At 38.5% G+C, this 25,742-nt stretch carries 19 protein-coding genes; 7 read left to right on the top strand and 12 right to left on the bottom strand.

Features of this window, described 5'->3' with window-relative positions:
• Window positions 1-22 precede the first annotated feature (22 nt).
• The 9 genes from QME58_09535 to QME58_09575 form a co-directional block, all read right to left on the bottom strand.
• Window positions 23-652, bottom strand: coding sequence for a DUF4433 domain-containing protein (locus QME58_09535; protein MDI6804073.1), 630 nt, complete (start codon window positions 650-652; stop codon window positions 23-25).
• Window positions 645-2,507, bottom strand: coding sequence for a site-specific DNA-methyltransferase (locus QME58_09540; protein ID MDI6804074.1), 1,863 nt, complete (start codon window positions 2,505-2,507; stop codon window positions 645-647). The genes QME58_09535 and QME58_09540 overlap by 8 nt, the downstream gene beginning before the upstream one ends.
• 7 nt (window positions 2,508-2,514) lie before the next feature.
• Window positions 2,515-5,301 carry a DEAD/DEAH box helicase family protein gene (locus tag QME58_09545; GenBank protein MDI6804075.1) on the bottom strand — a complete coding sequence of 929 codons (2,787 nt, stop codon included), beginning with the start codon at window positions 5,299-5,301 and terminating at the stop codon, window positions 2,515-2,517.
• Between the two features lie 142 nt (window positions 5,302-5,443).
• On the bottom strand, window positions 5,444-5,986 hold the full coding sequence (locus QME58_09550) for a thioredoxin family protein (GenBank protein ID MDI6804076.1): 543 nt from the start codon (window positions 5,984-5,986) through the stop codon (window positions 5,444-5,446).
• Between the two features lie 19 nt (window positions 5,987-6,005).
• Window positions 6,006-6,602, bottom strand: coding sequence for an RNA methyltransferase (locus QME58_09555; GenBank protein ID MDI6804077.1), 597 nt, complete (start codon window positions 6,600-6,602; stop codon window positions 6,006-6,008).
• On the bottom strand, window positions 6,589-7,494 hold the full coding sequence (locus QME58_09560) for a DMT family transporter (protein ID MDI6804078.1): 906 nt from the start codon (window positions 7,492-7,494) through the stop codon (window positions 6,589-6,591). Before QME58_09560 ends, QME58_09555 begins: the two co-directional genes overlap by 14 nt.
• Window positions 7,491-8,036 (bottom strand): hypothetical protein, encoded by a 546-nt coding sequence (locus QME58_09565; GenBank protein MDI6804079.1) that lies wholly within the window; start codon window positions 8,034-8,036, stop codon window positions 7,491-7,493. The genes QME58_09560 and QME58_09565 overlap by 4 nt, the downstream gene beginning before the upstream one ends.
• A 70-nt stretch (window positions 8,037-8,106) precedes the next feature.
• A complete protein-coding gene (locus tag QME58_09570; GenBank protein MDI6804080.1) occupies window positions 8,107-9,636 on the bottom strand; it encodes a cellulase family glycosylhydrolase in 1,530 nt (509 codons plus the stop codon).
• Window positions 9,637-9,653: 17 nt separating this feature from the next.
• Window positions 9,654-10,733 carry an isoaspartyl peptidase/L-asparaginase gene (locus QME58_09575; GenBank protein MDI6804081.1) on the bottom strand — a complete coding sequence of 360 codons (1,080 nt, stop codon included), beginning with the start codon at window positions 10,731-10,733 and terminating at the stop codon, window positions 9,654-9,656.
• Between the two features lie 127 nt (window positions 10,734-10,860).
• Here QME58_09575 and QME58_09580 point away from each other — a divergent pair, with 127 nt between their 5' ends.
• The 7 genes from QME58_09580 to QME58_09610 are packed head-to-tail and all read left to right on the top strand — an operon-like array spanning window position 10,861 to window position 18,269.
• Entirely contained in the window at window positions 10,861-11,547 is a 687-nt protein-coding gene (locus tag QME58_09580) for a YggS family pyridoxal phosphate-dependent enzyme (protein MDI6804082.1), read from the top strand.
• Between the two features lie 26 nt (window positions 11,548-11,573).
• Window positions 11,574-12,116, top strand: a complete 543-nt coding sequence (locus tag QME58_09585; protein ID MDI6804083.1) for a DivIVA domain-containing protein — start codon at window positions 11,574-11,576, stop codon at window positions 12,114-12,116.
• Window positions 12,117-12,123: 7 nt separating this feature from the next.
• On the top strand, window positions 12,124-12,942 hold the full coding sequence (locus QME58_09590) for a purine-nucleoside phosphorylase (GenBank protein ID MDI6804084.1): 819 nt from the start codon (window positions 12,124-12,126) through the stop codon (window positions 12,940-12,942).
• Between the two features lies 1 nt (window position 12,943).
• On the top strand, window positions 12,944-16,096 hold the full coding sequence (ileS, locus tag QME58_09595; protein MDI6804085.1) for an isoleucine--tRNA ligase: 3,153 nt from the start codon (window positions 12,944-12,946) through the stop codon (window positions 16,094-16,096).
• Window positions 16,097-16,116: 20 nt separating this feature from the next.
• Complete coding sequence (locus QME58_09600; GenBank protein ID MDI6804086.1) at window positions 16,117-16,632, top strand: TraR/DksA C4-type zinc finger protein; 516 nt, start codon at window positions 16,117-16,119, stop codon at window positions 16,630-16,632.
• A 24-nt stretch (window positions 16,633-16,656) separates the two neighbouring features.
• Window positions 16,657-17,226: a signal peptidase II gene (gene lspA, locus QME58_09605; GenBank protein MDI6804087.1), complete on the top strand. Its 570-nt coding sequence runs from the start codon at window positions 16,657-16,659 to the stop codon at window positions 17,224-17,226.
• A complete protein-coding gene (locus QME58_09610) occupies window positions 17,226-18,269 on the top strand; it encodes an RluA family pseudouridine synthase (GenBank protein MDI6804088.1) in 1,044 nt (347 codons plus the stop codon). Before lspA ends, QME58_09610 begins: the two co-directional genes overlap by 1 nt.
• Window positions 18,270-18,528: 259 nt before the next feature.
• On the opposite strand, the gene QME58_09615 is transcribed toward QME58_09610, so the two are convergent.
• From QME58_09615 to QME58_09625, 3 genes are all read right to left on the bottom strand, one after another.
• Window positions 18,529-18,753, bottom strand: a complete 225-nt coding sequence (locus QME58_09615) for a hypothetical protein (protein MDI6804089.1) — start codon at window positions 18,751-18,753, stop codon at window positions 18,529-18,531.
• A 312-nt stretch (window positions 18,754-19,065) separates the two neighbouring features.
• The gene (locus QME58_09620; protein MDI6804090.1) at window positions 19,066-22,470 is read right to left on the bottom strand and encodes a lamin tail domain-containing protein; all 3,405 of its coding nucleotides are present in this window, start codon (window positions 22,468-22,470) and stop codon (window positions 19,066-19,068) included.
• A 68-nt stretch (window positions 22,471-22,538) separates the two neighbouring features.
• On the bottom strand, window positions 22,539-25,385 hold the full coding sequence (locus tag QME58_09625) for a M20/M25/M40 family metallo-hydrolase (protein MDI6804091.1): 2,847 nt from the start codon (window positions 25,383-25,385) through the stop codon (window positions 22,539-22,541).
• Window positions 25,386-25,742 lie beyond the last annotated feature (357 nt).

Genomic DNA, 25,742 nt, shown 5'->3' on the forward strand with positions numbered 1-25,742 from the left:
TTAAATATACAAAAAAAAGTATTCAATAAGTCAATTTTTGGAACCGCCCATTAGTAATTAGCAAATTATCAACAAACGATTTACACGACTTATTATAAACTACAAAAAAGATCAAAGCATCTATCGGTATTTCATACTTAATTAAACATTCAGCTTGTTTTCTTCTTTTTCTATCGGGGTCTGATGGTGTGTTGTTCCATTTATTACTGTACACAGTTGACCAATCAATATTATTTAAATCTGCATCATTATCAAAAAATTGAGATAATTCAGTATATGCATGACCATCTGTAAAAAGATATTTGCATCTAAATTGTTTTAACTTGTCCAAGGAGCTTACAATATAAACTATTTCTTGTGGTGGTAATTTTTGAACATAATATCCTTCTTGTATAGCATACAACATCACAGGACGCTGACCGAAAAAGAAAGGAATGTAATCTCCTAAAGTTCCGCAATTTTTTCCGCCGATAATGATTGGCTTTGCTTTCCGACTTTGTATTAAGGTTGTTTCGCCAATCGGCTTATAGTTTGGATCATGATCAGGATGAGACGAAGTAACTAATTTTCCCGATTGCAACATATAATCCAAATTATCTTTGTGGATAATTCTAAATATCAGTGGATCTTTCGGGATGCTAACTTTACCCACCGATTTCTCCACTGTCTATCATAATTTCATCCCCAGCAATATTCCGTATCTTCATCCGAAACTTATCTGTTGTGAGACGATATGTGCCTTTGATTTTCTCTTTTACTCCTGCCTTATCTTCTAAATCAAGGTTGCTCGTCCAGACGTTTTTCTTTATGGTCGTATCAAATTGTACGCTTTCGATCAGCTCTAAACCGTTTCTACTGATTTTTATTGGCGTAAACTTCTTTGGCGTTTCTTCCGTTGTTCCGTTTTCAAAGAGTTCTTCATCTTTCTTCACTTTCTTTGCATTAAACTCGTCAATCTTCGCTTTGAGATAACTGCTAAAATAACGATTAATCTCCACCTTAAGATACTTCCCATCTTCCTTCATTTCGATTTCAGCATTATCAGGTGTGAAGAGGGCTTCTGCTTTCTGCCCGAGGAGTTCATCGAGACTGACGAGATAGACTTTGAGTGTGGACTTGCCACTCTTACGGATTTCGGCGTTGATGTACTGTTGATCTACATCCAATTCTTTGGTAGCGTAAATTATTTTCACGCCTTCTGCATCATCCGAGGATTCTTCGACCTGATAGATTTCTTCGAGTATAACATCGACAAGCTGTTTTGTAAGCTTTTTGTCTAAGCCGATAAACTTGACCGGGACAAACGCTCCTTTGGTGCCCGCTATACCACCATCCCAAAACTCACCGAGACCTAAATCAGTGCGATTCTTGTATCCGTCTATGAGCGTAAAGATTTTCTCTGTAGTTTGTGCGGGATTTCTAAAGAGACGCACACCATCATTGATCTTGAGTATATCAAACTCTGCTCCGGCTTCTATTAAACGGTCGCGTGTTGTTTGAATTGCATTTACACCAAAGTCACATGTAATAAATTTTCTTCCAAGATTATGCGCAACTTTTGCGGTCGTACCACTACCCCCAAATAAATCGGCAACGATCATTCCAGAATTGCTACTTGCTTCAATTATTCTCTTTAATAATAATTCGGGTTTTTGTGTAGTATAATCAATTTCGTGTTTTTCCTTTGATGAACCAGCTAAAGAAGGAATATTCCAAACATTATCTAACATAGACTTATCATATTCTGCATAAATAACATTTCCATTTTCGTCCCTTACACTTTGTTTGATACCCTTAATTTTTACTTCCTTTGCCCTTTTGTGTGGTTTAATGTCCCTATAAAGAATATTAAAAATTTGTTCATCACTTTTTGAATAAAACAAAATGAAATCTGAACAATTTGTAAATAAGGGCTTTCTTTTATCAGGGATTTTATTCGGATAATACCAAATAACTTCATTCCGAAAATTATCCTCACCTAAGACTTCGTCCATCAAAATTTTACCATAATGCCCAATATGCCAGTCAAGATGAAGGTAAATGCTGGCGCTTTCGCTCATTACGTCTCGTATTGCTAACAGTCGCTCATACAGCCAGTTGAGATAATCTTCTTTTTGCCATATATCGCCGTACATAATCTCTTCACCAATGCTTGTGTCATCACTATCAAATTGTGTTTTACCTCCGTTGCGAAGATAAACTTTCTTTGCATAATTGGCGCCGCTTGCAAATGGCGGGTCAATATAAACTAAGTCCACCTTAATATTCTGAGATTTAAGATAGGCACAGGCAGAAAGACAATCGCCGTGTATAAGCAGGTTCCTAAAATCAGCATTTAGCTCTTGCTGTTTTTCACCATCAAGTAGTGTTGCTTGCTTTTTCTGTCTCACTTCTTCAATTATTTCTGTCTCATACAGTTCTACGGAATCAGGCATTCGCCTTCCTTGAAAATTCAATAGCGCCTGTCCCTTTGCCGGAGTTAAATTATAGGTTCGTGGTTGTTTCATAGTGTTATCAAAAATTGATTAATAGTTTCTTCAACGTTTCAAGGTGTTTTCGGAAATCGTTTTTACCGTCTTCATCTATGAAACGCTCATAGTGTATTTGCGGGTTATGTTTTATAAAAATTTCTTTTACAAACTTTTCTTTTCGTTTGAATTCATCGTTGTAGTAAGTCCGTGCCTTCGTTTCTAAAATTAGCACTTTTGTTATCTCGCCATTGCGTTTACCCTTTTGCCGTTTCAGCACAAGAAAGTCGGGCGTATAATTTCCAATATCGGTTTTAATGAAAAAGTTTTGCAGACGGTCGTCTTTGTAACCGTTGTAATACAACTCAAGGTCTTTCAATTCTCCTACCTGAAGCATATCGAGCAGTGCATTTCGTTCGAAATCCGAATCCATCCGGTACGGAATATAATTGAAGCTGATGTCGTTTTTATCTAATCCTGTTTCTTCAAAATCTTCGTCCAGTCGATTTGGGTGTTTCCGTAATCGCTGAACTTCATTTCTCGCGATGGAAGGAACAAATGTTCCACTTCCGTATGGAATATGTGCTGGTGGATTCATATCCCATTCCAAAAGTTCTATTTCTGTATCCTCTGTAAGATGATCGACCTTATAAGAAATCTCATCCGCAAAACAATTGGCAACCTGCTTTGCTACATCATAAAGTAAAAGTTTTGGATGTATAGAAATCCACGCTATATGATTCTCAATCTGAGCATAAATTTGCTTTAGTTCCTGTTCATAATTAATAAAAAGTTCGTGCTCTGTTATTCTACCGTATGTTCCTCTCGCAACATCATACACGAAATCTTCAAACGTATATTCTGCCGTAACTAATGGCTTGAGAGTTTCAGAAACTTTTCCTGTAAGTCCGTTTCTTCCGATAGTTGCCGTTTGCTGTGTCGGGTCATACGGAAATGCTTTTATTATTTTAAGAAAATCGAATGAAAACAAACTCGTTTTGTAATCCGTTCTTTCCGTTTTACAAACAAGCTCAAATTTCTTAATTACCTGTTTGTATTTCAATTTACCGAGCTTTGGTTTTCGGACACGTACAGGCACAGACATCTCATCCCGAAGCGTCAAATCCTTGATAGAAAGATTGTAATTTTCTTTCAGTTCATTGTCTAAGGTTTCGTAATTGCCGGGTTCTAAATAAATAAGAGCTTTCTCTTTTGAGCTGTCATCCACCTCGCGTAAACATCTGCAAGTAGTTTGAAGAACAAAATTCTTCGTAGTTGTCTGTCGCGGAAGAACAACACCCGTCAAACTTTTACAATCCCATCCTTCCGTTCCAACTGCCACCAACAAAACAACACGCTTATCGGAATATGGTTTGTCTAAATTATTGAAGATGGCAAGGTTTTCTTTAGGAAGTTCATACTTCTTATCTTCCTTTTTCACGCCTGAATAAAACCGAAAAATTTCCTGATCTTTTCCTTTACGATTCTTTTTATACCACTCTTGTATAACCGGTAAAATATCCTCGTTAAGCTTCTTTATTGTCGGGCAATAGAACGCTATTTTACTTTTCGTTCCGTTCTTGTAGGTAAAATCAAAGTCATTGAAGAACTCCGATAATGCTTTCTTCAGAAATTCACTCTCCCTGATATTCACACTTTTAATTTCCGGTGCCTTAAGAAATCTCGCAATACCGTCGGCAAGCGAAAAATTATAAACGACATCTTGAATCTGATTGAGTTTGATTGTGGCATCACCTACTTGTACGACATTACGTATGTATGGAGTACCAGACATTCCTAAGACACTCACTACGTTTCCATGCTGATTCAAAATATTTACTGCCAGCCGCAGTTTCTTTTCTCCATCACCGTTGCTTCCGTATGAATGATGAACTTCATCCAGCACCACGCCCAAGAATGGGATTTGCGACATTCTTTCGCGTAGCTCGTTTGTTCTACGTATCTCAGCGGCTTTCTTAGCATTATAGAAAGCGTTGGTTTCGTCGAGATAGATTTGATCTTTCGGATCGATCCTCTCCAGCACGACCTTTTCTGCATTTGTTATAAATACCAAACCGAAATCTTTAGTTTGAGTAATTCTGTTTACTTTTTCAAGGTTTGGATTGTTGCCGTGAAGTTTATCTCTGCGTTTTGAGCTGAGACTGTCAAGTATTTCGATATGTATAATTTGCTTCAGACGTTCTGCTTCTTTTGCAGGTAATATCCATTCCGGATGAAAGTTTTTGATTGTTTGTAATGAAGGAAGAATTGCCGTCTTAGCTGCCGAAGGAGCAAAGACAACAAAATTATGCGCAAACCGTTTATCGGATTTATAAAGATTGGCAAAGAATAAATCAAGATAAATGAAACATGCCATCAAATATGTCTTGCCAGCTCCCATCGGTAAACTGAAAAGAAAGTTAGGATACTCGAAATTGTGAAGTAATTCTTGAAGAATGTTTTCCCAGTTGTGTTCTTTCCCGTGCGGATCGTTCAATAGTTTCTTTTGAAGGTTTGGTAGATCATTATCCTGTGCAAACTGATTAAGAAATTGCGTTATATAATTATTCTCGAAGTTTGCATTATATTCATATTCCTTAGCTTTCTCCGCATCGAACAATAATCCTCGCTTAACAATTTCAGAAAGCTTCTGATTTTGCCCTACAAATTTCAACCAAAGATAAACTTCAATTGCTTTCATCTGTGGCTCGCGTAGTTTCTTTTTTTCACGTGTGTACTTAACCAATCCACCGATAACAGATTGGTTGTTACCCATTTCTTGAACTATCCAAGATTCGGCTTTAGTTTGTATCAGGTCAAATATTGTGAGCATACTAATAATTAAATACTCGTTTGTGTTTTCATTATGCAAAACTTACGGAAAATAAGGAAGAATGGCAATATTGGCTTTGCCAAACTCAATCAAACTTCCGGTTTCTTCTCTGCTTATGTGTGGTCAAAAATCGGAAGTTATATCAGCGCCACTTTATAGTGCAGCCAATCGAAAAAGTCTCGGCAGTTTTAACTTCTTTGCCTGTGAGTATTGTTTCTACTGCATCTTGTAAATACCTCTCTTTCACAGCATTCGGGTTTTGCCAGTTATCGTCCATCTTGCCGTGATATCGAAGATTTCTTTTCTCGTCGAACACAAAAAACTCCGGCGTATGCGTCGCCCCGAAAACATCGGCAACGGATTGATCGTCATCTCTTAAATAAACGAAGTTGAAGTTTTTCTGTTTTGCATTTTTCACCATCTCGTCAAAGTTATCTTGAGGATAGTTCACAGTTTCATTCGAGTTAATCGCAACTAACTGAACACCTTTTGCAGAATAATTATTTTGAAAGGCAATCATCCGTTCTTCGTAAGCTTTCACATACGGACAGTGATTGCACGAAAACACTATAACTAATATTTTTTTATCCGAAAAATCGGAACTGCTGTATTGCTTTCCATCAACACCGGGTAAATTATTAAATGTCGGCATCTTATCGTTTATTTTTAATTTGTCTGTTCCCATAATATTCGAATTTAATTTATTATCTCTTCGCCCAATCATCAAACATTTTTTTTAATTGCCGCGAATTGAATTTGGGCTTTTTATAAATATCTTTTTCGAGGCGCTGACGCATTGCTTCGTAAAGCGAAACTGCACAAGCGACCGAAACATTCAAACTCTGTATCATACCAACCATCGGTATTTGAAAGTTGCCATCGGCTAATTCGGCAGCTTCATCCGAAACGCCGTGATGCTCGTTGCCTAACACGATTGCAATTTTTTCCCTTAAATCTAACTGATAAAGCGATTTCGAGTTCTTTCCCATGTGAGTTGCATAAATTTTAAAACCTTCGGTGTGCAATTTATCGTAACATTTTTTAATCGAATCAAACGTTCTTCTGTCAACCCACTTGGTTGCACTTGCTGAACTCTTCTTTCCCAATTTCGGAAATTTTTCAACAGTGTAAACAAGTTGAACTTCCTTCACCCCAACAGCATCCGCCGAACGAAGTATCGCACTCACATTATGCGGATCGTGTATGTTCTCCATTACAATTGTCAGGTCGGGTTGACGGTGTTTTAAAACATTTTCAATTTTATTCTTTCTTTTTTCAGTTACTATGTTATGTCGTTTCAATATTTACCTCTTGTATTTCTTCCTTCTTTATCTGCAAAATGACAATTGCAGTAATTACTAACGCTGCACCAAAAATCTGAATCGGTGTTAAAAATGCATCCAACAAAATAAAAGAAGCTGTTATCGCAACAATCGGTTCGAATGTACCGGTAATTATTGCACGCGATGCAGTGATGTAACGCAGTCCGTTAAAATATAATGTGTGCGGAATTAAGACTGAAACAATCGCAAACCCAATAAAAGTCATCCAGGTTTCTGCTGAATAGTTTGCTGAATACAAATTCCACGGTGGATTTATGAACAACCAAAATATTGATCCGGCAATAAAAGAATAGACTAAAATTGTCCAGACAGAATAATGTTTTAACACGTGCCTTAGATAAACATTAGTGAACGCCCAGCAAAACGCCGATGCCGCACCTGTTATCAAACCAATTTGACTGACGTTAGCTAACGAGAAATCTTTCCCACTCACAGTTAGATAAATTCCACCGATTGAAATTGCGGCTGCGGTAATTTTTACCCATCCCAAAACTTCTTCTTTTGTAACTGCCGCATAAATTATAACTAATAGCGGCGCCATATATTGAATTAAGATAGCAGTGGAAACACTTATTTCCTGTATCGTGAAATAGTAAGTGAAGTTCGACATTGCAATGCCGACGATACCTACAAGGGCGAACATGTAAAAATCGGATTTTTTTATTTTTAAAAATTTTGGTTTGAATAAAATAAAATAAACTAACATCAGTACAGCAGAAAAAGTAATCCGTGTTTGAACGAGAATGAGTGGTTCGAGTTGTCGGGCGAAAAGAAATTTCGCGAAGGTTGCCGACACTCCCCAAAAAATTGTTCCACCTAAAATAAGAATGTAACCTTTAAGCGATTTCATTCTTCTGGAGAACCGCCTCCGTTTTCTTCAGCTAAACGGCGGTAGTATTCGCTTTGATCATCGTCTCCGATTTTTTCGTAAAGGTCGGCAAGTCGTTTGTAAAGTTGAACAGGATTTTTTACATAATCCAAACCTCGCTTTACGAATTCGAGCAAGTAATCAATCGGCGGGATATTCAAATCGGGTTCGTAGCAATCGCTTGCAGCAATGTAAGTATCAACTACTTCGGGTTTTGTCTTAGCAGCTTTGTTAAAATACACGAGTGCCAGTTCATAGTTATCGTACATCGAGAAAGTAACTTCAAAAACTTTCGCAAGCCACATATAAACATCGTAAGCAACGTGTGGGAAAACCTGAACTAATTTTTCGCCGAATAAGCAGAGTTCGTCGGGTGAAAGCGAACTGTTCCAGAACAATATTCGGTACAATTCCAAATCATCGATGTTGCTGTTTACTGCCTCTTCAAACGCATCAAAAATTTCGTTGAACTCGGTAGACGAAGCAAACCGCTGGTGTATTTCTTCAATAGTTAATTTGGGCATCTATAGTTTTGCAAATAACTTGTTCAAAATACTAAAGAGTATTTATAAAGTCAAGGATTTTTTGTAAAAATCATCGCAAAAGGAGAATTTTTTTAACTGAATAACCCCCGCTATGCCTCATCATTATGAAATAAGTCCCGTTCAGCAGGTCGTTTCCATCAAATAATATACGATATTCCCCTGCCGGATGGATATGATCGGCTAAAACGGTAACCCGTTGCCCGATAACGTTATACACCTCAAGCAAAATAAAGCGTTCGAATTGCACCCGATATGTGAACATCGTCAGCCGGTTGAACGGATTAGGAAAATTTTGAACTACATCGAAGCTATTCGGAATTAGAAATTGAGTCGTGTCCCGATTCTCAAATAGTGAAGAATATCTTTTTATCAGTCCACAAATTGCCGGATTGCTTGTGCAATCGAATGAATAAGCATCTACAAAACGATTTCCCGGAAACGAAACCTGCCAAAGCAGTAATCCCGCGGCTTTGCTCTTTATAGTTTGGTCGAATAATATATCATAAAATAAACTTTTGTTGTTTCGAAAACCAACCTCGCCGATGATCAGCGGCTTTTGTTTCTCCCCGCTAATTGTTGAATGGTCGATAATCCACGCATTGGTCAACGAAGAATTCAATCCCCACGATTCGGGATAAATGTGAATACTTGCAGCATCGATTTGTGAAAGTTTTATATTTTTTGAAAATGAAATTCCGGAACTTCCGTTGAACATCCAATTTGGAAATTGTGAAGCCTTAGAATATGGAACAGTTGTTACATCCATTCCTTCTTCGCCCGTTCCGAGTATGTGATTGTTGTCGATGAATTTTAGATACTCAGAGATTTCTTGAATCCAGTTATAAACTATTCCGCCTGTGGGATCGCTCGACCGGGGTTCGTTTGCAAGTTCCCACATCATAATTGAAGGGTCGTCCTTATAGAAAGTTTGTGTGTAAACGTTGAAACGATTTAAAATGCTTTGAACATAATATTTAAACCAACCTTTAATTGTTACATTTGCGTAGAAATCATCGTGAGTTAAATTGTCGGCAACATACATCCTGTATTTTCTTTCGCAGGCACCGGTAATCCATTTTTGATTTTCTACAGGCGAATTTCTTTTACCGGTTTGTTGTTCAGCTAACCATTCGACGTACTGATTCATCCCGCCGTAATCATCCCAGTTATTCACTAACGGTATTATTAGTTTGATGTTATAAGCACTGGCTTTTGCAATTACAAAGTCGAGTGCCTGCAAACCACGCTCGCTGATTTTTCCCGGGGCAATTTGAATTACAGCCGGATTTGTTGAGTCGGGTGAATCGAAAAAGCCCCAGGCTCGAATTACGTTAACTCCATTTTGCTTTGCTTCTCTGAAAATATCAACAACTTTTTGTGTGTCGCCATAGGCAGCTAAAGTCGGCAAGTAGTAGCAATTAACTCCGACAGGGTAAAACGGTTTGTCGCCGAGTGTAAAATTTATACCCGAAGTTTTGATGAACGGTTGTTCTTGTGCATCAAGCGTTTGAAATAAAACAAAAAGAATAATAAAAAATATTCTAATTTTGTATGTTCTCTTATTTAGAAATACTGTCACGGAATTAATTTCATCATTTAGGCCTGAAACAAACTCACACCTTCTGAAATTTTAGCCGATTCACCATCGTGAATTGCAAACTGAGGTTTGCCGTGTCTTACCCCGCTCCAAATGGCAGCACAACCGAAATCACCTCGTTTGTTTATCGCATAAAATTTTACGTTGTGTTTAAATCTTCCTTTCTCGTCTTGCAGCCGTTTCTCGCGGCATCGTTCGTTCACTCTTTTGCAGGCAAGTAAGCATGCTTCTTCCGGCGACTTCCCCTGTCGCATCCATTCAACAATCATCACCGAACTGCAATTCAACAAATTTGCTTCGCCTCTTCCTGTCGAACCGGCTGCCCCAACTTCGTTATCAAGATACAAACCGGCACCAATAATTGGCGAGTCGCCAACACGTCCCGGAATTTTGTAAGCCAAACCGCTCGTCGTAGTAACACACGATAAGTTACCCTTCGTATCAAGTCCGCTGCAATGTATCGTTCCGTAATGCCGTGAATAGGATTTCATATATTCACCGATATCAGTATCGTCGATGTTGTGTGGCGGAAGCCAGTCGTCTTCTTTGCTCAAATTTTCTTTCCACTTCAACCATTTCTCTCTTGATTCTTCTGTCAGCAAATTTTCTTCTTTAAAACCGTGAGCTTTTGCAAATTTGAGTGCACCTTCGCCCACAATTAAAACATGATCTGTTCGTTCCAAAACGAGTCGTGCAACTTTCGACGGATTTTTAATATTTCTTAATGCGGCAACCGAGCCACCGCGATACGAAGGACCGTGCATCACCGCAGAATCCAATTCAACAACACCTTCTTCATTAGGTAGTCCGCCATAACCGACGCTATCATCTTTTGGATCGTCTTCTACTATATTAACACCTGCAATAACTGCATCGAGCACATCCGAACCATTTTTAATCATTTCCATTGCAGCTTCTACAGTCTTTAATCCGTTAGCGCTCGCAATCACCACAGGTTTAAAACCTGAAGCCTGCTTTTGATGTGCTAAAGCGATGTTTTGGAAATCACTTCCAATAATAGTCCCTGCGCCCAACAGGGCAGTCGTCTTCAAAAAATCACGTCTGTCAATCGAATTCATAAAATCCCTTATAAATGTTAATTAATTAGTTTAATGTAGAAATTAGAAATGGAAATGTCAAATTTCATAGAAAATATCTTTTTGTTTTTAAACTCGGAATGGCTTATATTTGTAACGATTTTATCGAATGGTTGCAGAAAACTTAATAAAAATACGCAGTCGGATTGAGCTTGCTTGCCGGAAGTCGAATAGAAATTTCAACGAAGCAACCATTACCGCTGTTACTAAAACTTTCAGCAGCGAGTTAGCTAATGAAGCTGTTGAAGCAGGCATATTCGACCTGGCAGAAAATTATGTGCAGGAATTTATGCACAAAAAAAAAGCACTAAACGATGATAGAATCCGTTGGCATTTTATCGGACACCTGCAAACCAATAAGGTAAAGTTTGTTGCCGGACAAGTAGAATTGATTCAGTCGGTCGATTCTGTAAGATTGGCAAAAGAAATTTCTGATTCTTGCTTAAGCAGCAATAAAAAACAGAACATATTGCTGGAAGTAAATACTTCCGAAGAAGTTACAAAATTTGGAATTAAACCCGGCGAAGCACATGTTGTTGCTGAAGAAATTATGCGACTTCCGGGTTTAAACCTGATTGGTTTAATGACCATCGGAAGATTTTCGGAAGACGCAGAAGAATCACGCTATGAGTTTAGAATGTTAAAAGAAATAAAAAGCAATCTGGAACAAAAAGGCATTCCGCTGAAACATCTGTCGATGGGAATGTCGAACGACTTCGATGTAGCAATTGAAGAAGGCGCAACGATAATTCGACTCGGCACCGCGATTTTCGGTAACCGGGATAATAAAAAATAAATCTATCACAGATAGGGGTTTTAAAAATGAAGCTATCACCTTTAGACATTAAAAAGCAGGCATTTAAAAAAATCTTTCGAGGGTACGATCCCATCGAGGTTGATACTTTCCTTGAAATGATTGCCACCGAAATGGATGATCTTGTAACAACAAATAAAGATATGCAGGAGAGACTTTCAGTCGCCGAAGCACAGGTTCAAGATTATAAGTCGATTGAAAAAACTCTACATGCTACCTTATTGCAGGCACAAGATGTTAGTACAAAATCTGTCGAGAATGCAAAATACGAAGGGAAGCTTGTTATTCAGGAGGCAGAATTAAAATCCTCGCAAATCCTTGATAAAGCACGTTCCGAAAATACACGGCTAAAAGAAGAAATCGAAATCCTAAAAGCTAAAAAACATACTCTTTCGAGCCGCTTAAAACTTTTACTGACTTCTGAGCTCGAATTAATTCGGGCGTTAGATATAAACGAAGAAATACCCCCAAGCGAAATAGAGGAAACACCAAAAGATCAAATTCAAAACGAATACGACGATATTATAAAAAGCATTGAAGAAAATAATTGAGAACAGAATGGAATTACGTGAAGAAATAAAAGAAACAGTTGCATACATCAGGCGCCACACGAAAATGCGTCCGACTATCGGTATAATTTTAGGAACTGGTCTCGGCGGACTTGCTAAAGAAATTAAAAAAGAAACTGTGCTTGAATACGAAAACATTCCACACTTCTCTATTTCAACTGTCGAGTCGCACCACGGAAAACTTATTTTCGGAAAGTTAAACAGTAAAAACGTGGTTGCTATGCAAGGCAGATTTCACTACTACGAGGGTTACACAATGCAGCAAGTTACTTTCCCTGTTCGAGTAATGAAATCCTTAGGAGTCGATACTTTATTGATATCGAATGCGGCGGGCGGAATGAACCCCCACTTCCAACGTGGCGATATTATGATTATCACCGACCATATAAATATGTTAGGCAATAATCCTCTCATTGGAAAGAATGACGACACTATAGGACCTCGTTTTCCCGATATGTCCGAGCCATACAATAGGGAATTGATCGGATTGGCTGAACAAGTTGCACTCGATTTAAAAATCAAAATCCAACGCGGTGTGTTTGTAGCAGTTCCCGGTTCAAATTTGGAAACACGAGCCGAATATCGTTTTCTCAGATCTATCGGAGCTGACGTAGTTGGTATGTCAACAGTCCCCGAAAATATTGTAGCTGTGCATATGGGAATGAGAGTCCTCGGATTCTCAATTATCACGGATGAATGCTTCCCCGATTCGTTAAAACCCGCAACAGTAGAAGAAATAATCGGTATAGCCAAAAAAACCGAACCGAAACTAACAAAGATAATGAAAGAAGTAGTAAAGAAAATATAAAATGTTCAAAGAACTTACTGACAAGCTGAATTACTCGGAACTCGAACTTCATATCTTAAAGTTTTGGAAAGAAAATAATATTTTCGATCAGAGCATCACTACACGCGATAGCAATAAGAGTTTTACTTTTTTTGAAGGACCTCCGACAGCAAACGGTCGCCCCGGCATTCACCACGTAATGAGCCGGACTTTAAAAGATTTAGTCTGCCGTTACAAAACTATGCAGGGTTATCAAGTACATCGGAAAGCCGGTTGGGACACACACGGACTTCCTGTTGAAATTGAAGTCGAAAAAATGTTAGGCTTCAAACACAAAGACGAAATCGTAAAATATGGAGTAGAAGCTTTTAACGCCGAGTGCAGAAAATCAGTCTGGAAATACAAATCCGATTGGGAACTGATGACCGACCGCATGGGCTACTGGGTGAATATGAACGACCCCTACGTAACATTCGAAAATGATTATATCGAATCAATTTGGTGGGCACTAAAAGAAATTTACAATAAGGGATTAATCTATAAAGGTTTTAAAATTCAACCCTATTGCCCACGCTGCGAAACTCCTCTATCATCACACGAAGTATCGCTCGGATACGAAGATGTGAAAGACCCAAGTGTTTACGTAAAGATGAAAGTTCAAGGCGAAGAGAATACATACTTCCTGGTATGGACAACCACACCGTGGACCTTAATCTCGAACGTTGCGTTAGCAGTTCATCCTGAAATTGAATATGTAAAAGTTGAGAACAAAGGCGAAAAATTAATTTTAGCAAAATCACGTGTTTCTGTTTTGGACGATGAGTTCATAGTTATAGATAGTTATAAAGGTACCGACCTCGTTGGAAGAGAATATGAACGAATTTTCGATTTCAATCCTGTAAAAGAAAAAGCATTTTATATAATCACCGGCGATTTTGTTACTACCGAAGACGGTTCGGGCATCGTGCATATAGCGCCGGCTTACGGCGAGGACGATTATCAGGCAGGAAGAAAATTCGGATTACCCACAATACATCCTGTAAACAAAAGCGGCGAGTTTAACCAGGAAGTAACCGACTTTGCCGGACAGTTCGTAAAAGATGCCGACCTGAATATCATCAATAATATGAAGGCGCGTCGCATTCTATATAAAAAGGAAACTATCACACACAGTTATCCGCATTGCTGGCGGTGTAAAACTCCGCTGCTATATTATGCACGTGAATCGTGGTACATCAGCACAACAAAAATTGCACAACAGATGATTGAGTTGAATAAGCAAATCAACTGGGTGCCGCCCGAAGTTGGCGAAGGACGTTTCGGAAACTGGTTAGAAGAGAACAAGGATTGGGCATTATCGCGCGACCGCTTCTGGGGAACTCCGCTTCCAATTTGGCTTTGCAAATGCGGCGAAAAAAAATGTGTCGGAAGTATCGAAGAACTTCTTGAAGCAAAAATTTTAATCAACGGCTCAACTCAAAAAATTGATGCCGATAAAATTGATTTACACAAACCATACGTGGATTCAATTGTATTCGATTGCACAAAATGCGGAAGTATGATGCAACGAACTCCTGAATTAATCGACGTCTGGTTCGATTCGGGTGCAATGCAATTCGCACAATGGCATTATCCGTTCGAGAGCAAAGAAACTTTCAAAGCACAACATCCGGCTGATTATATTTGCGAAGGAATTGACCAAACAAGAGGTTGGTTTTATTCGCTTCACGCAATCAGCACGCTGCTTTTTGATAAACCGGCTTTTAAAAACCTGCTTGTAAACGAATTAATACTCGATAAAGACGGACAAAAAATGTCCAAGTCGAAAGGCAACACAGTTGATCCTTTCGCCATTATCGAAAAATTCGGTGCCGATGCAACCCGTTGGTACTTGGTTACAAACAGCCCGCCTTGGAAGCCGACACTCTTCGACGAAGAAGGGATAACGGAAGTTCAGAGAAAATTTTTCGGAACTCTCATTAACACATACTCATTCTTTTCACTGTATGCGAACATCGATAAGTTCAATTTCAATGAAACTAAAATCCCGGTTTCGGAACGGCTTGAAATCGACCGTTGGATTATTTCATCGCTTAATACACTCATAAAAAAATACACCCAAGCGATGGAAGAGTACGATGTTACGAAAGCCGCACGATTAGTCAGCGATTTTACAATCGATCAACTATCCAACTGGTATATTCGTCGCAACCGGCGACGTTTCTGGAAAAGCGAACTTGGGAAAGATAAGACAGCAGCTTACCAAACTTTATACGAGTGCTTAATAACCATTTCGAAATTAATGGCTCCTTTCGCACCGTTTCTATCTGAAGAAATTTACCGCGATTTGAATTCTGCAACCCAGAAAGAAAAATTTTCATCAGTTCATTTATCAACTATCCCACAAGTAAACAAAACTGCGGTTGATACTAAACTCGAAGAGCGGATGTCGAAAGTCCAACGAATAGTTTATCTGGTTCGTGCTATACGTAATAAATCGAATTTGAAAATTCGTCAACCGTTAAAACGAATTATTCTCCCCATCACATCCGAAGAATATAAAAACGAAATCGAGTTAATGAAAGATGTTATCATCGATGAGATTAATGTAAAAACAATTGAATATGTCAGCGACGATTCGGAAATCGTTCACAAGAGGTTGAAACCGAATTTCAAAACAATCGGACCGAAGTATGGGAAATCCGTTCAGCAGGTCGCAAATGAAATAAAAGCGATGAGCACAAATTCCATCAAAGAATTGGAAAAGAATGGTAAGTTCACATTGAAGATAAATGAAAACGAATTCGAAATAGCTTTAGATGATGTCGAAATTATACACGAAGATATTAAAGGATGGCTCGTTGAGAACGATAACGAAATCACCGTAGCATTAGATACAGAACTTACAGAGGAATTAATTGACGAGGGTTTTGCACGCGAGTTTGTGAGCCGTATTCAGAACATGAGGAAAGATGCCGGCTTTGAGGTCACTGACCGGATCGAAATTTATTTTGAGTCTGGAACAACTCTTCAAAACGCAATCTCAAAAATGAAACAATATATTCAATCCGAAACATTAGCTGCAAGCATTTTGACAGAACTGCAAACTTGCGATTATTCAGCAGAATGGGATATAAACAGTGAGATGTGCAAAATTGGTATAAAACGAATATAAACAGATAAGGAGAAATAAAAATGGCAAAGACAACAAAAAAACCTAAAGCAGTCAGTAAAAAACCGAAAACTGTTAAAAAGTTAAAAAGCAAAAGTATAAAAATAAAAGCTATTAAAATAGTAACTAAAAAAGCGGCTACTTCAAAAGAAAACACAAACGCTAAAACCGCTTATACACGCGAGGAGCTTGACCATTTCAAGAATATCATACAAGAGAAGCGCAAAGAAATTTTAGAAGACCTTGAAAATCTGCGCGACACTATGATGGACAGCACCACCGGCGAATATTCCACCGAAAGTCCCTCCTACTCGTTACACATGGAACAAGGTACCGATGCGATGGAACGTGAAAAAACATTTATGTTCGCATCGAGAGAAGGAAAATTTCTGAATTACCTTGATGATGCTCTGACACGGATCGACAAAGGTGTTTACGGAAAGTGCAATGTATGCGAAAAACTGATTGAAAAAGAAAGATTAGAAGCAGTTCCTCACGCACAAATGTGCTTCAAGTGTAAAAGCAGTCAAAAATCTTAAACAACCAACATTGCGGATATAATTTTGAAAGTTCTATTTTTAACGCTGTTTATTGTCATCGGTGATCAACTCACTAAACTATTAGTGAAAGGTATTTCGATACCGTTACTTGGCATTAATTTTCCCGGAATGCCATACGGCTATAGTAAGCCAATCATCGGCGATTTTCTCCGGCTAACATATATCGAAAATGCCGGTATGGCTTTCGGATTTGATCTTGGCGGAAAACACTTCTTCGGAATTGTCTCTATCCTCGCCAGCATCTTCATCATTATTTACCTTTACAAAGTCCGGCATACAAAATTTGGTCTCCGCCTTTCTCTTGCTCTGATATTAGCCGGCGCCATCGGAAATATGATTGACCGGATTTTTTACGGTGTAATTTTCAGTTACGAAAAATTATTCTTCGGCCGCGTTGTCGATTTTATGGATGTCGATTTTTTTAATATAAATATATTCGGTTATCACCTCGACCGCTGGCCCGTCTTCAATGTTGCCGATGCGTCTGTAACCATCGGCGTAATTTTGCTGCTGATTTTTCACAAAGCAGTTGATAACAAAAAGCAGGAACCTATTAATGTTGATGCGGCATAATGTTACGACATTTACAGATCAAAGTTCCGCCCGGAAAAACCCGTGAACGGTTAGATGTATTCTTAACTCACTCAATTGAAAATGCAACCCGCACTAAAGTTCACGAGGCAATAGATACTGGATTTGTATTAGTTAACGGCGAACCTGTAAAACCGAGTTACAAAGTTAATCCGAACGATGTTATTGATGTTACAATTCCCAAGCCCCCGCCTCAAGAAGTCAATCCTGAAAATATCCCGCTAAAAATTGTTTATGAAGATGAATACCTGATTGTTGTGAACAAAGCAGCAGGCATGGTAACTCATCCCGCTTATGGAAATTACACAGGAACACTTGTCAACGCGCTCCTCTTTCACTGTAACGGTAAGTTAGCAAATCGAACTCAAGCTGCTGATGATGAAGAAGCAAATGCTGTTGACGAATTAGGATACGAACCAACAAATTCGCGGGCTGGAATTGTGCATCGCCTCGATAAAGATACCTCCGGCTTAATTGTAACAGCAAAAGACGATGTTACACATTCAAAATTAGCTTCGCAATTTTCAAAACGAACTATCGAACGTGAATACTGGGCAATTGTATGGGGACTTTTTGGAAAGAAGAAAAAAGGATTTATCGAAGCGAGTCTTGCACGAAGTAAAACCGACAGAAAAAAAGTTGCCGTAGCCAACGTGGGCAAGTATGCGATGACCGAGTATGAAGTTATTGAAGAGTTTGATTTCTTATCGCTGGTGAGATTAAAACTCCGAACCGGCAGGACTCATCAAATCAGAGTTCACATGCATCACATCGACCATCCGGTTTTCGGTGATCCGACTTATGGTGGGAGGAAAATTTCTTACGGAGATGCTGCTAAAAAAAGGAAGGCATTCGTGAATGAATTATTGGAGATAATGCAGCGACAGGCGCTTCACGCAAAAACAATAGGTTTCGTTCATCCCAAGACAGGTACTAAAATACAATTTGATTCGGAACTGCCGCGTGATATGCAGAAAGTTTTGAAACTACTCAAAAAGGAACAGGACGAGAATGTGGGTTTATGAGCGATATACAATGTTGTGTATAAATGGTTACTTGGAATACTTCCGTTTCTTTGCCACTGCAGCTCCGCTTTTCGGCAAGCCTTTTTTTTGTACCGCATGTCTTTTTTGTTTGGATCCCTTGGTGTTAATTCCGTAGTTAACTGACGGCTCAAACAAAGTAATCTGATTGACTTGCCTATTACCACTTCCGCCCACTGTCAATAAACTTTTTAATGGAGTTTGAATCCTCACTTTTGTTTTGAGAACAATCAGATATGTATCATACAGTCAATAACCCTTCCATGTTATTTGAGATTAATCTCGGTATAATTATTTTTCCATCAAGAAATGTATCATCCTCAAATTCTTCTGCTACCCAAATAAATTTTTCTTTCCCTTCAACATTAATTTTCATAGGAACAAGGTGAACTCCTGTTGAAAATATTTTAGGTTGAAATTCTGTAAACTCATTATTGAGTATTCGTTGTTCAATTTTTAGTCCCATAGTTGTTTTTAATTGATTACGGCTTCTTTAGTTCCAAAAATAGCGGCATGACCGTCGGCGTGTCGTTTTTATTTCTTTTAGTTTATTTAATTAACTTCGGTTGTAACGGCTCAGCATTAAATGGTAACTATTCTGTATTCAGGAATTTTTTTGCCACAAAAGCACCAAAACACTAAATTCCACTAATTTTTTTGTGCCTTTTTTGTGTTTTATAGATTTTGTGGCATATTTTGAATTATTTTTTTAAGGATGCTGAATAGTTACTTTTGGTTTCAATATAAACAAAAATATTTATGCTTCATATTTCTTTTTTTACAACCTTCCCGCCACAACCACAGCTCCTTTTATAGTATTAACATTTCCGCCGTTTACATCGTATGCTTCCAATAGCACTATATAAATTCCGATTCTTGCTTTTTGTCTTTCATCATTCATCCCATCCCAAATAACTTGTCCGCTCGATCCACTCGGCTCGTTGTTCACTAACGTGCGAATAATTCTTCCTCTCGAATCGAAAATTCTAATCCTTACCATCGCTGCGGTTGATAGTAAGTTATACGAGATTATGCAATGGTCTTCAAATTCATCGGCATCGGGGGAGAAAGGGTTTGGCGAAAATTTTAATGATGCATTTGTAGGAATTGTTGAAGTAAAAACCGAGTTTTGCTTTCCCGGAGTACCACCGATTGGATTAGCATTTGTAGTCCAATTGCGGCGATCATTGCCCGGTAAATTCGGATTGATACGCTCCAACGCCCTTCCGCCTACATCATAAACTTCCGGGTTGTGCCACTTTGGCGAATATCGGATACTATCAATTATGGAGTTAGTTAAATCTTTCAGTACAACGTCATCGCCATCGTTGTTTAAACTTAAACTGCTTTTCTTGAAAATGTGTAAATGAATGTTATACGTTGTATCGCTTATGTAGCTAAACAAATTTAAAATAGATGAATCAGCTGACAGCACAAGAAACTCGCCCGGATTTACAATAATCGGAGAAGCTCCAAGTTTAAATTCGTTAGCTTTACCCGCTGTGTCAGGCTTATCGTGAATTTTCCAATCACGCATTTCAACCGGGAAGGATTCTCGATTGTACAACTCGACGTATTCACACATTCCGCTCGATGGTGCGAACATTATTTCGTTGATAACAAGCGACTGTAACGGATAACCGATTTTTAAAATTCCGAATGCGATGTTGTCTCTTAATCGCATCTCGTTCGGATATTCAACTATAGCAATCAACTGCTTAACTCCGCCGCCGGGATTTTGCCATAAGAAATTAACTATCGTAGAATCTTTGAACAATAAAGTCCTTGAAAAATTTTGTGCTGTTATTAATTCTGAATCCTGCCAAATTGAATCGCCATTTATGTCGTGAAATAATTTAATGTTAAAATTCGATGCACTCATTTTTCCGGCATTTCTAACAACCACGAAAATATTTACCGGTTCGTTTGGCAAACTTTTACTTGAAAAAATCCGTAATGCCTGCAAATCGAAATCTAATGGTGTTATATAATTTTGTTTTCCCGGTGTTGCGCCGGTAGAATCGGGCGAGCTGCCCCAATTTGTTGAATCTAAAGGAGTTAGAACAGCTTCAACCCGCTCAAGCGACCTCCCGTTTGTACCGCCCCAGCTTGGTTGATAAATAATGCTGTCGATAATAACATTCCGGTTATCGAACAACGCACCCGCATCGCCGTTGTTGCTGAAAAGATATGTGGGAATCGAAAGCGATTGAATTACTTTGGATGGAATCTCCCGACGTTTATCGAAGAGCAGCGAAGTGTCTTTTGTTACAACTAAATATTCTTTCGGCAGTAATAGAATTTGAGAAGATGTAATTAAATATTTTGAAGAAGAATTCCGGTTGCTGATTTTCCAGTTGCGGATATCTACTGTATCATCAGACAGATTATAAAGCTCGAACCATTCCGGCTCGCCACTAATCGGTGCATACATCAATTCGTTTATCACAATTGTGTTTGCTTTGTGTCCGACAAATACCGAGGCGAGTTTGATATTGTTGAGCGTATCTTCATCGTTTACAAAAACTATCCGTGCGATGAAAGTATAACTGCCAACTGTGGGAGTTGCAATCGACTCTGAAAAAATAATCGAATCATTAGTATTAATAGGATTGCTAAAATATGATAATGCAATCAGTTCTGATGAGTGATAAATCGAATCTTTATTCGCATCCAAATAAAGTTCAATTGAATAATTACCAGCCGCTTGTTTGCCTTTGTTGATAATTACAGAATTCACTATTAACTCGTTGGCGACAATCGGATTCACAGGATCAAACAAAATAGTCCTCACACTTATATCGAAATCTTTTTGGGTTAAAGAATTTTTTCTGTTTGGCGTTGCACCGTCGGGATGAGTACATGTGCCCCAGTTGGATTTTAAAGTTGTCGGTGCGGTTGGTTCAATTCTTTCTAATGATTTTCCATTCGACCCGCCCCAACTCGATTTGTAAAACGCACTATCAATAATTTTTCCACGTTGATCGTATATTATTACCGCATCGCTATCGTTGTTGAGTGCCGGAAATGCAGGAACAATGAAGATTTTACCTGCTACATTAGGTCGGACTTCATAAAGATTAATACTATCTTTAGTTATCAATACAAAATCTTTTGGCTTCAAATAATAATCGGTCGATGTAATCGTGTATCGGGAAGTGGTTCTATTGTCTGATATTTTCCATAATTTCAAATTAATCGAATCGTTGGTAGTGTTTGTAATTTCTACCCATTCGGGTTCGGGTGCAGTCGGGCGATACATAATCTCATTCACAGCGACGGAAAATGGGTGGATGCCAAAATCTACACGCAGAATTCTTTTATTGTTTTGCAAATTTTCATCTCCGCTGGCTTCCAATTGAACAATCATTTGAAGTTCGCTTGTCCCTTGAGATGGAATGAAGAAAGCTATCCGCAACGAGTCGTGCTGATTTAGTAATGTATCAAAATTATTTATCTGAAAAAGTTCACTCGTCTGTGCCATCGAATCGAAATTCGCATCAATAAATAATGAGAGACTGAATTCTTTAATAGTTTCCAAACCAAAATTTTTAATCGTTGTATATAATATCAGCGAATCGCCCATTATAGGATAAATTGGATTAAAATTGACCGACAAAATCCCGATGTCAGTTTTAACTTTTGCTGAAATGATAACATCGTCAAATCTAATTGTTCCGATAGTGCCGGTTCCATTTCCTATCACCCGCCATCGGAATCTTACGTTGGGTTTGTTATTTAACAATTCTGGAAGGTGTATTTTTCTTTGTAGATAATTTGTATGACCTGCATATATTAATGTATCGGAGATGATCAGATTGTAGGTGGTTCCGCCATCAGTCGATGCTTCAATGAGAACTCCCGAATCGTGTGTAGATGAGCGGCGTTCAAAGAATTTGAGCGAATCAACCAATATTCCTGTAAAATTGAAAATAGGTGAATTTAAACTTTGACTGATACGGGCATTTGTTGAAACGACTGCATTGGGTTGTGAATTGGGAGTAGATGTTGTAGTTGTAAAATCGTTTACCCCCGCAGTCCGGTTTTGAGTTGACACCCAACCCGCCGGTAATGAAGGAGTAATGATGTAAGAGCTATCGAAATTTTGAAAATATGGGAATTGAGCAACTTGACCAAAAGTCGCTGAAGTGAGAAAAATTGATAGCAGTATGTAAAATTTCATAGTTCACCTCCGGCAAATAGATAATTCAACTCGGGAGGCGAAATATTTTATTTTTTAAAATTTTGTATTTAGTCTTTCAGATTCTTTGACGTCGATCCACACAATATTAATTCTCCTGCAGAATTTGCTTTTATCCAGTAAGCACGACCTGGAACTAATGTTTCGGTGATTCGATAACCATTAGAATATTCATATATTTTATTAGCAAGTATTCCTTCAGGGATTGTAACTAACGAAGAAATAGAAATTGGCTCTGATATTGACCCGATTAAATTCCATCCAACATTCAAATCAATAGTATCACAGGAGATAATTGAACCAACCATTTTCACATCAGTTATAGTTGGAAATTTCAACCAAAAGCCAATACCATTATCAAGGGTGTCGGATTCAAAATAACTATTTTCGTATCTGTATGCGTTCGAAATCGCATTTGGAAAAATATTCTCCTTCTCGTAATTAGCAACACCAAGTGGAACTGATACCATATTCCACCCCAAATTATATTGGAACTTTTGCATTAAAAGATTATGAGGATAATTAGCAAAATCTTTATTTATTGCAATTGGATTTGAATTCAAATTAAGAGTGTATGCACGAGTACCTGCATTCGCACCATAAGTTGAGTAGGTTACACCGGGTGCAGCAACATGCGGAAATGATTGAGTCCAATTGTGGTACAAGCTTTCTTCGACAGTATAGGTTTGCGGTAATAAATCGCTGATGAAATAGTCTCCGTTTTCATCGGTTGTTGTTCTTCTTTGTAAAATACCATCTTTATAAACTTTAATTACCCAGCCTTGAAGCGTCGAATCGCCGACAGTCGAACTGTCTCGATCTAAATCGAGATAAACTTTTCCACTCACTGTTCCTCGGATAAACGGTTTGGCAAGTTCAGCCACCGTTGCAAGCATAAGTTGCGTCCCTTGGCGTATCAAACTTGGTTTCAGTTTATCGTAGGTATCGTTCACGGTATGATAATACGGATCGGCGCCGCCCCATATTTCTTCCACAGTTCCTTCGGCGATATCGAGTGCGTCGTAACCCGCTAATGCGAACGGACCGTAGTCGCTTGCACCTGTGTTGTCTATTACCGGCACAACGGTTAGTCCAATATTATACCGCTGATTATAAATTCCTGCAGAATCTACTAAGCGATTTAGTGTTTGATAACTTCCGGTAATCAACCGAGCCGTATCGGATGTCGTTGGATAACCAATCATATCGCCGTTCACTACACCGATAATATTCCTACCTTCATCACGAGCTTTAAATGCATAGAAGTCGCTGCCGAACATACCGTGCTCTTCTGCCGAAACGGCTATAAATCGTATTGTATTTTCAAAACCGAAATCTTTACACAAACGAGCAGCTTCCATAACCGCTGCAGTTCCGGTGCCATTATCATTCGCACCCGGTGCCGCAACATACGGATTGTTGCTGTAGGAATCGTAGTGAGCAACTATGATACATTCTTTTTCCGGCGAAACTGTTCCTGGTATTGTTGCAACGATGTTGCTCGAAGTGTGAATATATTGAGGTGGGAGTGATGATGTCCGACGCAACCAATTTAAACCACCGTCAGATGTTTTATACAAATTACCTGAAACTCCACAAACTGTAACAAGATTATTTGATGTTGCTTTAACATTAGTAAGTTTTGCATTCCAACCTAAGTGTGAGTACTGAACAGCCCAACTATCTCCCCCATTAGTTGTCTTTATAATAATACCAGCATAATCAACGACCCAACCTGTTTGCGAGTTAATAAATGATACACCCCGTAATGTATTTTCAACCCCAAGAGGTGCATATTGTTGAACCCAGTTTACACCGCCGTTTGTAGTCTTTAAAATTACCAATCCATCACCGACTATCCAACCATCTTGATTATTAATAAAACTAACAGCACGTAAATAAGTTGTAATTCCCGCCGGTGGTAATTGAGATGACCAAGAAATCCCACCATCAGTTGTCCGCAAAATTGTACCTGATGAACCGACTGTCCAGGCATTTAAAATATCCACAAATTGTAGTTCTCGTAAAGTTTGAGTTGTTCCAGAAAAAATGCTCGACCAATTGGTTCCTCCATTCGTTGTTCTAAAAATTCTGCCGCTTGCACCCACAATCAAACCAAGTTGATCATTCACAAAATTAACATCATACAGCGCAACCGCTTGTCCGCTGGTTTGAGAAATCCATCTTTCACCTCCATTTGTAGTTTTTAGAATAAGTCCGCTGTTACCAACTACCCAACCTATTTGACTATTTATAAAATCAACACCAAATAAGTGCAACCCCGTACCACTAATTTGCGAAAACCACGATTCACCCCCATCCGTAGTTTTTACAATCATCCCGTTGGTTCCAACTAGCCAGCCTGTGTTTTCATCCACAAAATCAATATCATAGATTGTAACAGTGTGTATTCCGAAAGTATAGGTATCGTATTCAGCCTGCAGTCCCCAGCTCACAAATTGATTGTAAATATAAACACCTGCAGAATCCTGTTGAGGAGTATATTCATAGCGTGTTCCAAAATTTTGGAGAGCTAATATTTGTTGCCTTAATGTGTCAGTCGATACCTTGTTCACCATCGTTTGGATGTGAGGATTTGCTACACCTACTTGCTTGCTGATTTGTGGTGAATGATAAACAGACTTAGGAACACTTAAAACTTTATAAACATATTCACCTGAACGAATGCTGGAAAAATCGCGCGACGAAATCTCTCCTACTACCGAATTCTCAGTTTGTGAAGTTATGCGAAATGTTGGAATTAATTCTTGGAGGTATTCGGCGGATTGTTCTGGCTTGAAAGCAATTTCGACAGTAAAATAATTTTTATCCTGCCCAAGAATTGTAGATAAAATTAGAATATTTATGAAAATTATAGAGCAAAACCGATTCAACATAACAGTGCCTTTCAGATTGTTATAGGTTAGACCTACGTAATTTTACTAATTCAACGACTTAAAAGCAAACTTATTTAAATATTTTTTGTAATCGCGCAGTTGCCTTGCACGATCTCTGCCCAATACGGACTGGTAGGCGAGAATATAAGTTTTAACACTCATTTGTGTTTTTCTTTTATTTTAACAAAAAGAGCCGACCCATCCGTCCCGAAAGCATTCGGGACAGATTGAATCGGCTCTTTATAACTTTCGATTTTTCTCCTTGCGTTAGCTCAGAAGTAATTGCCTCAATAGAAATTTTTTCATTGAAGCATTGACCCATTTTTCCATTGATTCATTTACACATTGAGTCTTTGA

The organism is Bacteroidota bacterium (assembly GCA_030017895.1).
Taxonomy (GTDB): domain Bacteria; phylum Bacteroidota; class Ignavibacteria; order UBA10030; family BY39; genus JASEGV01.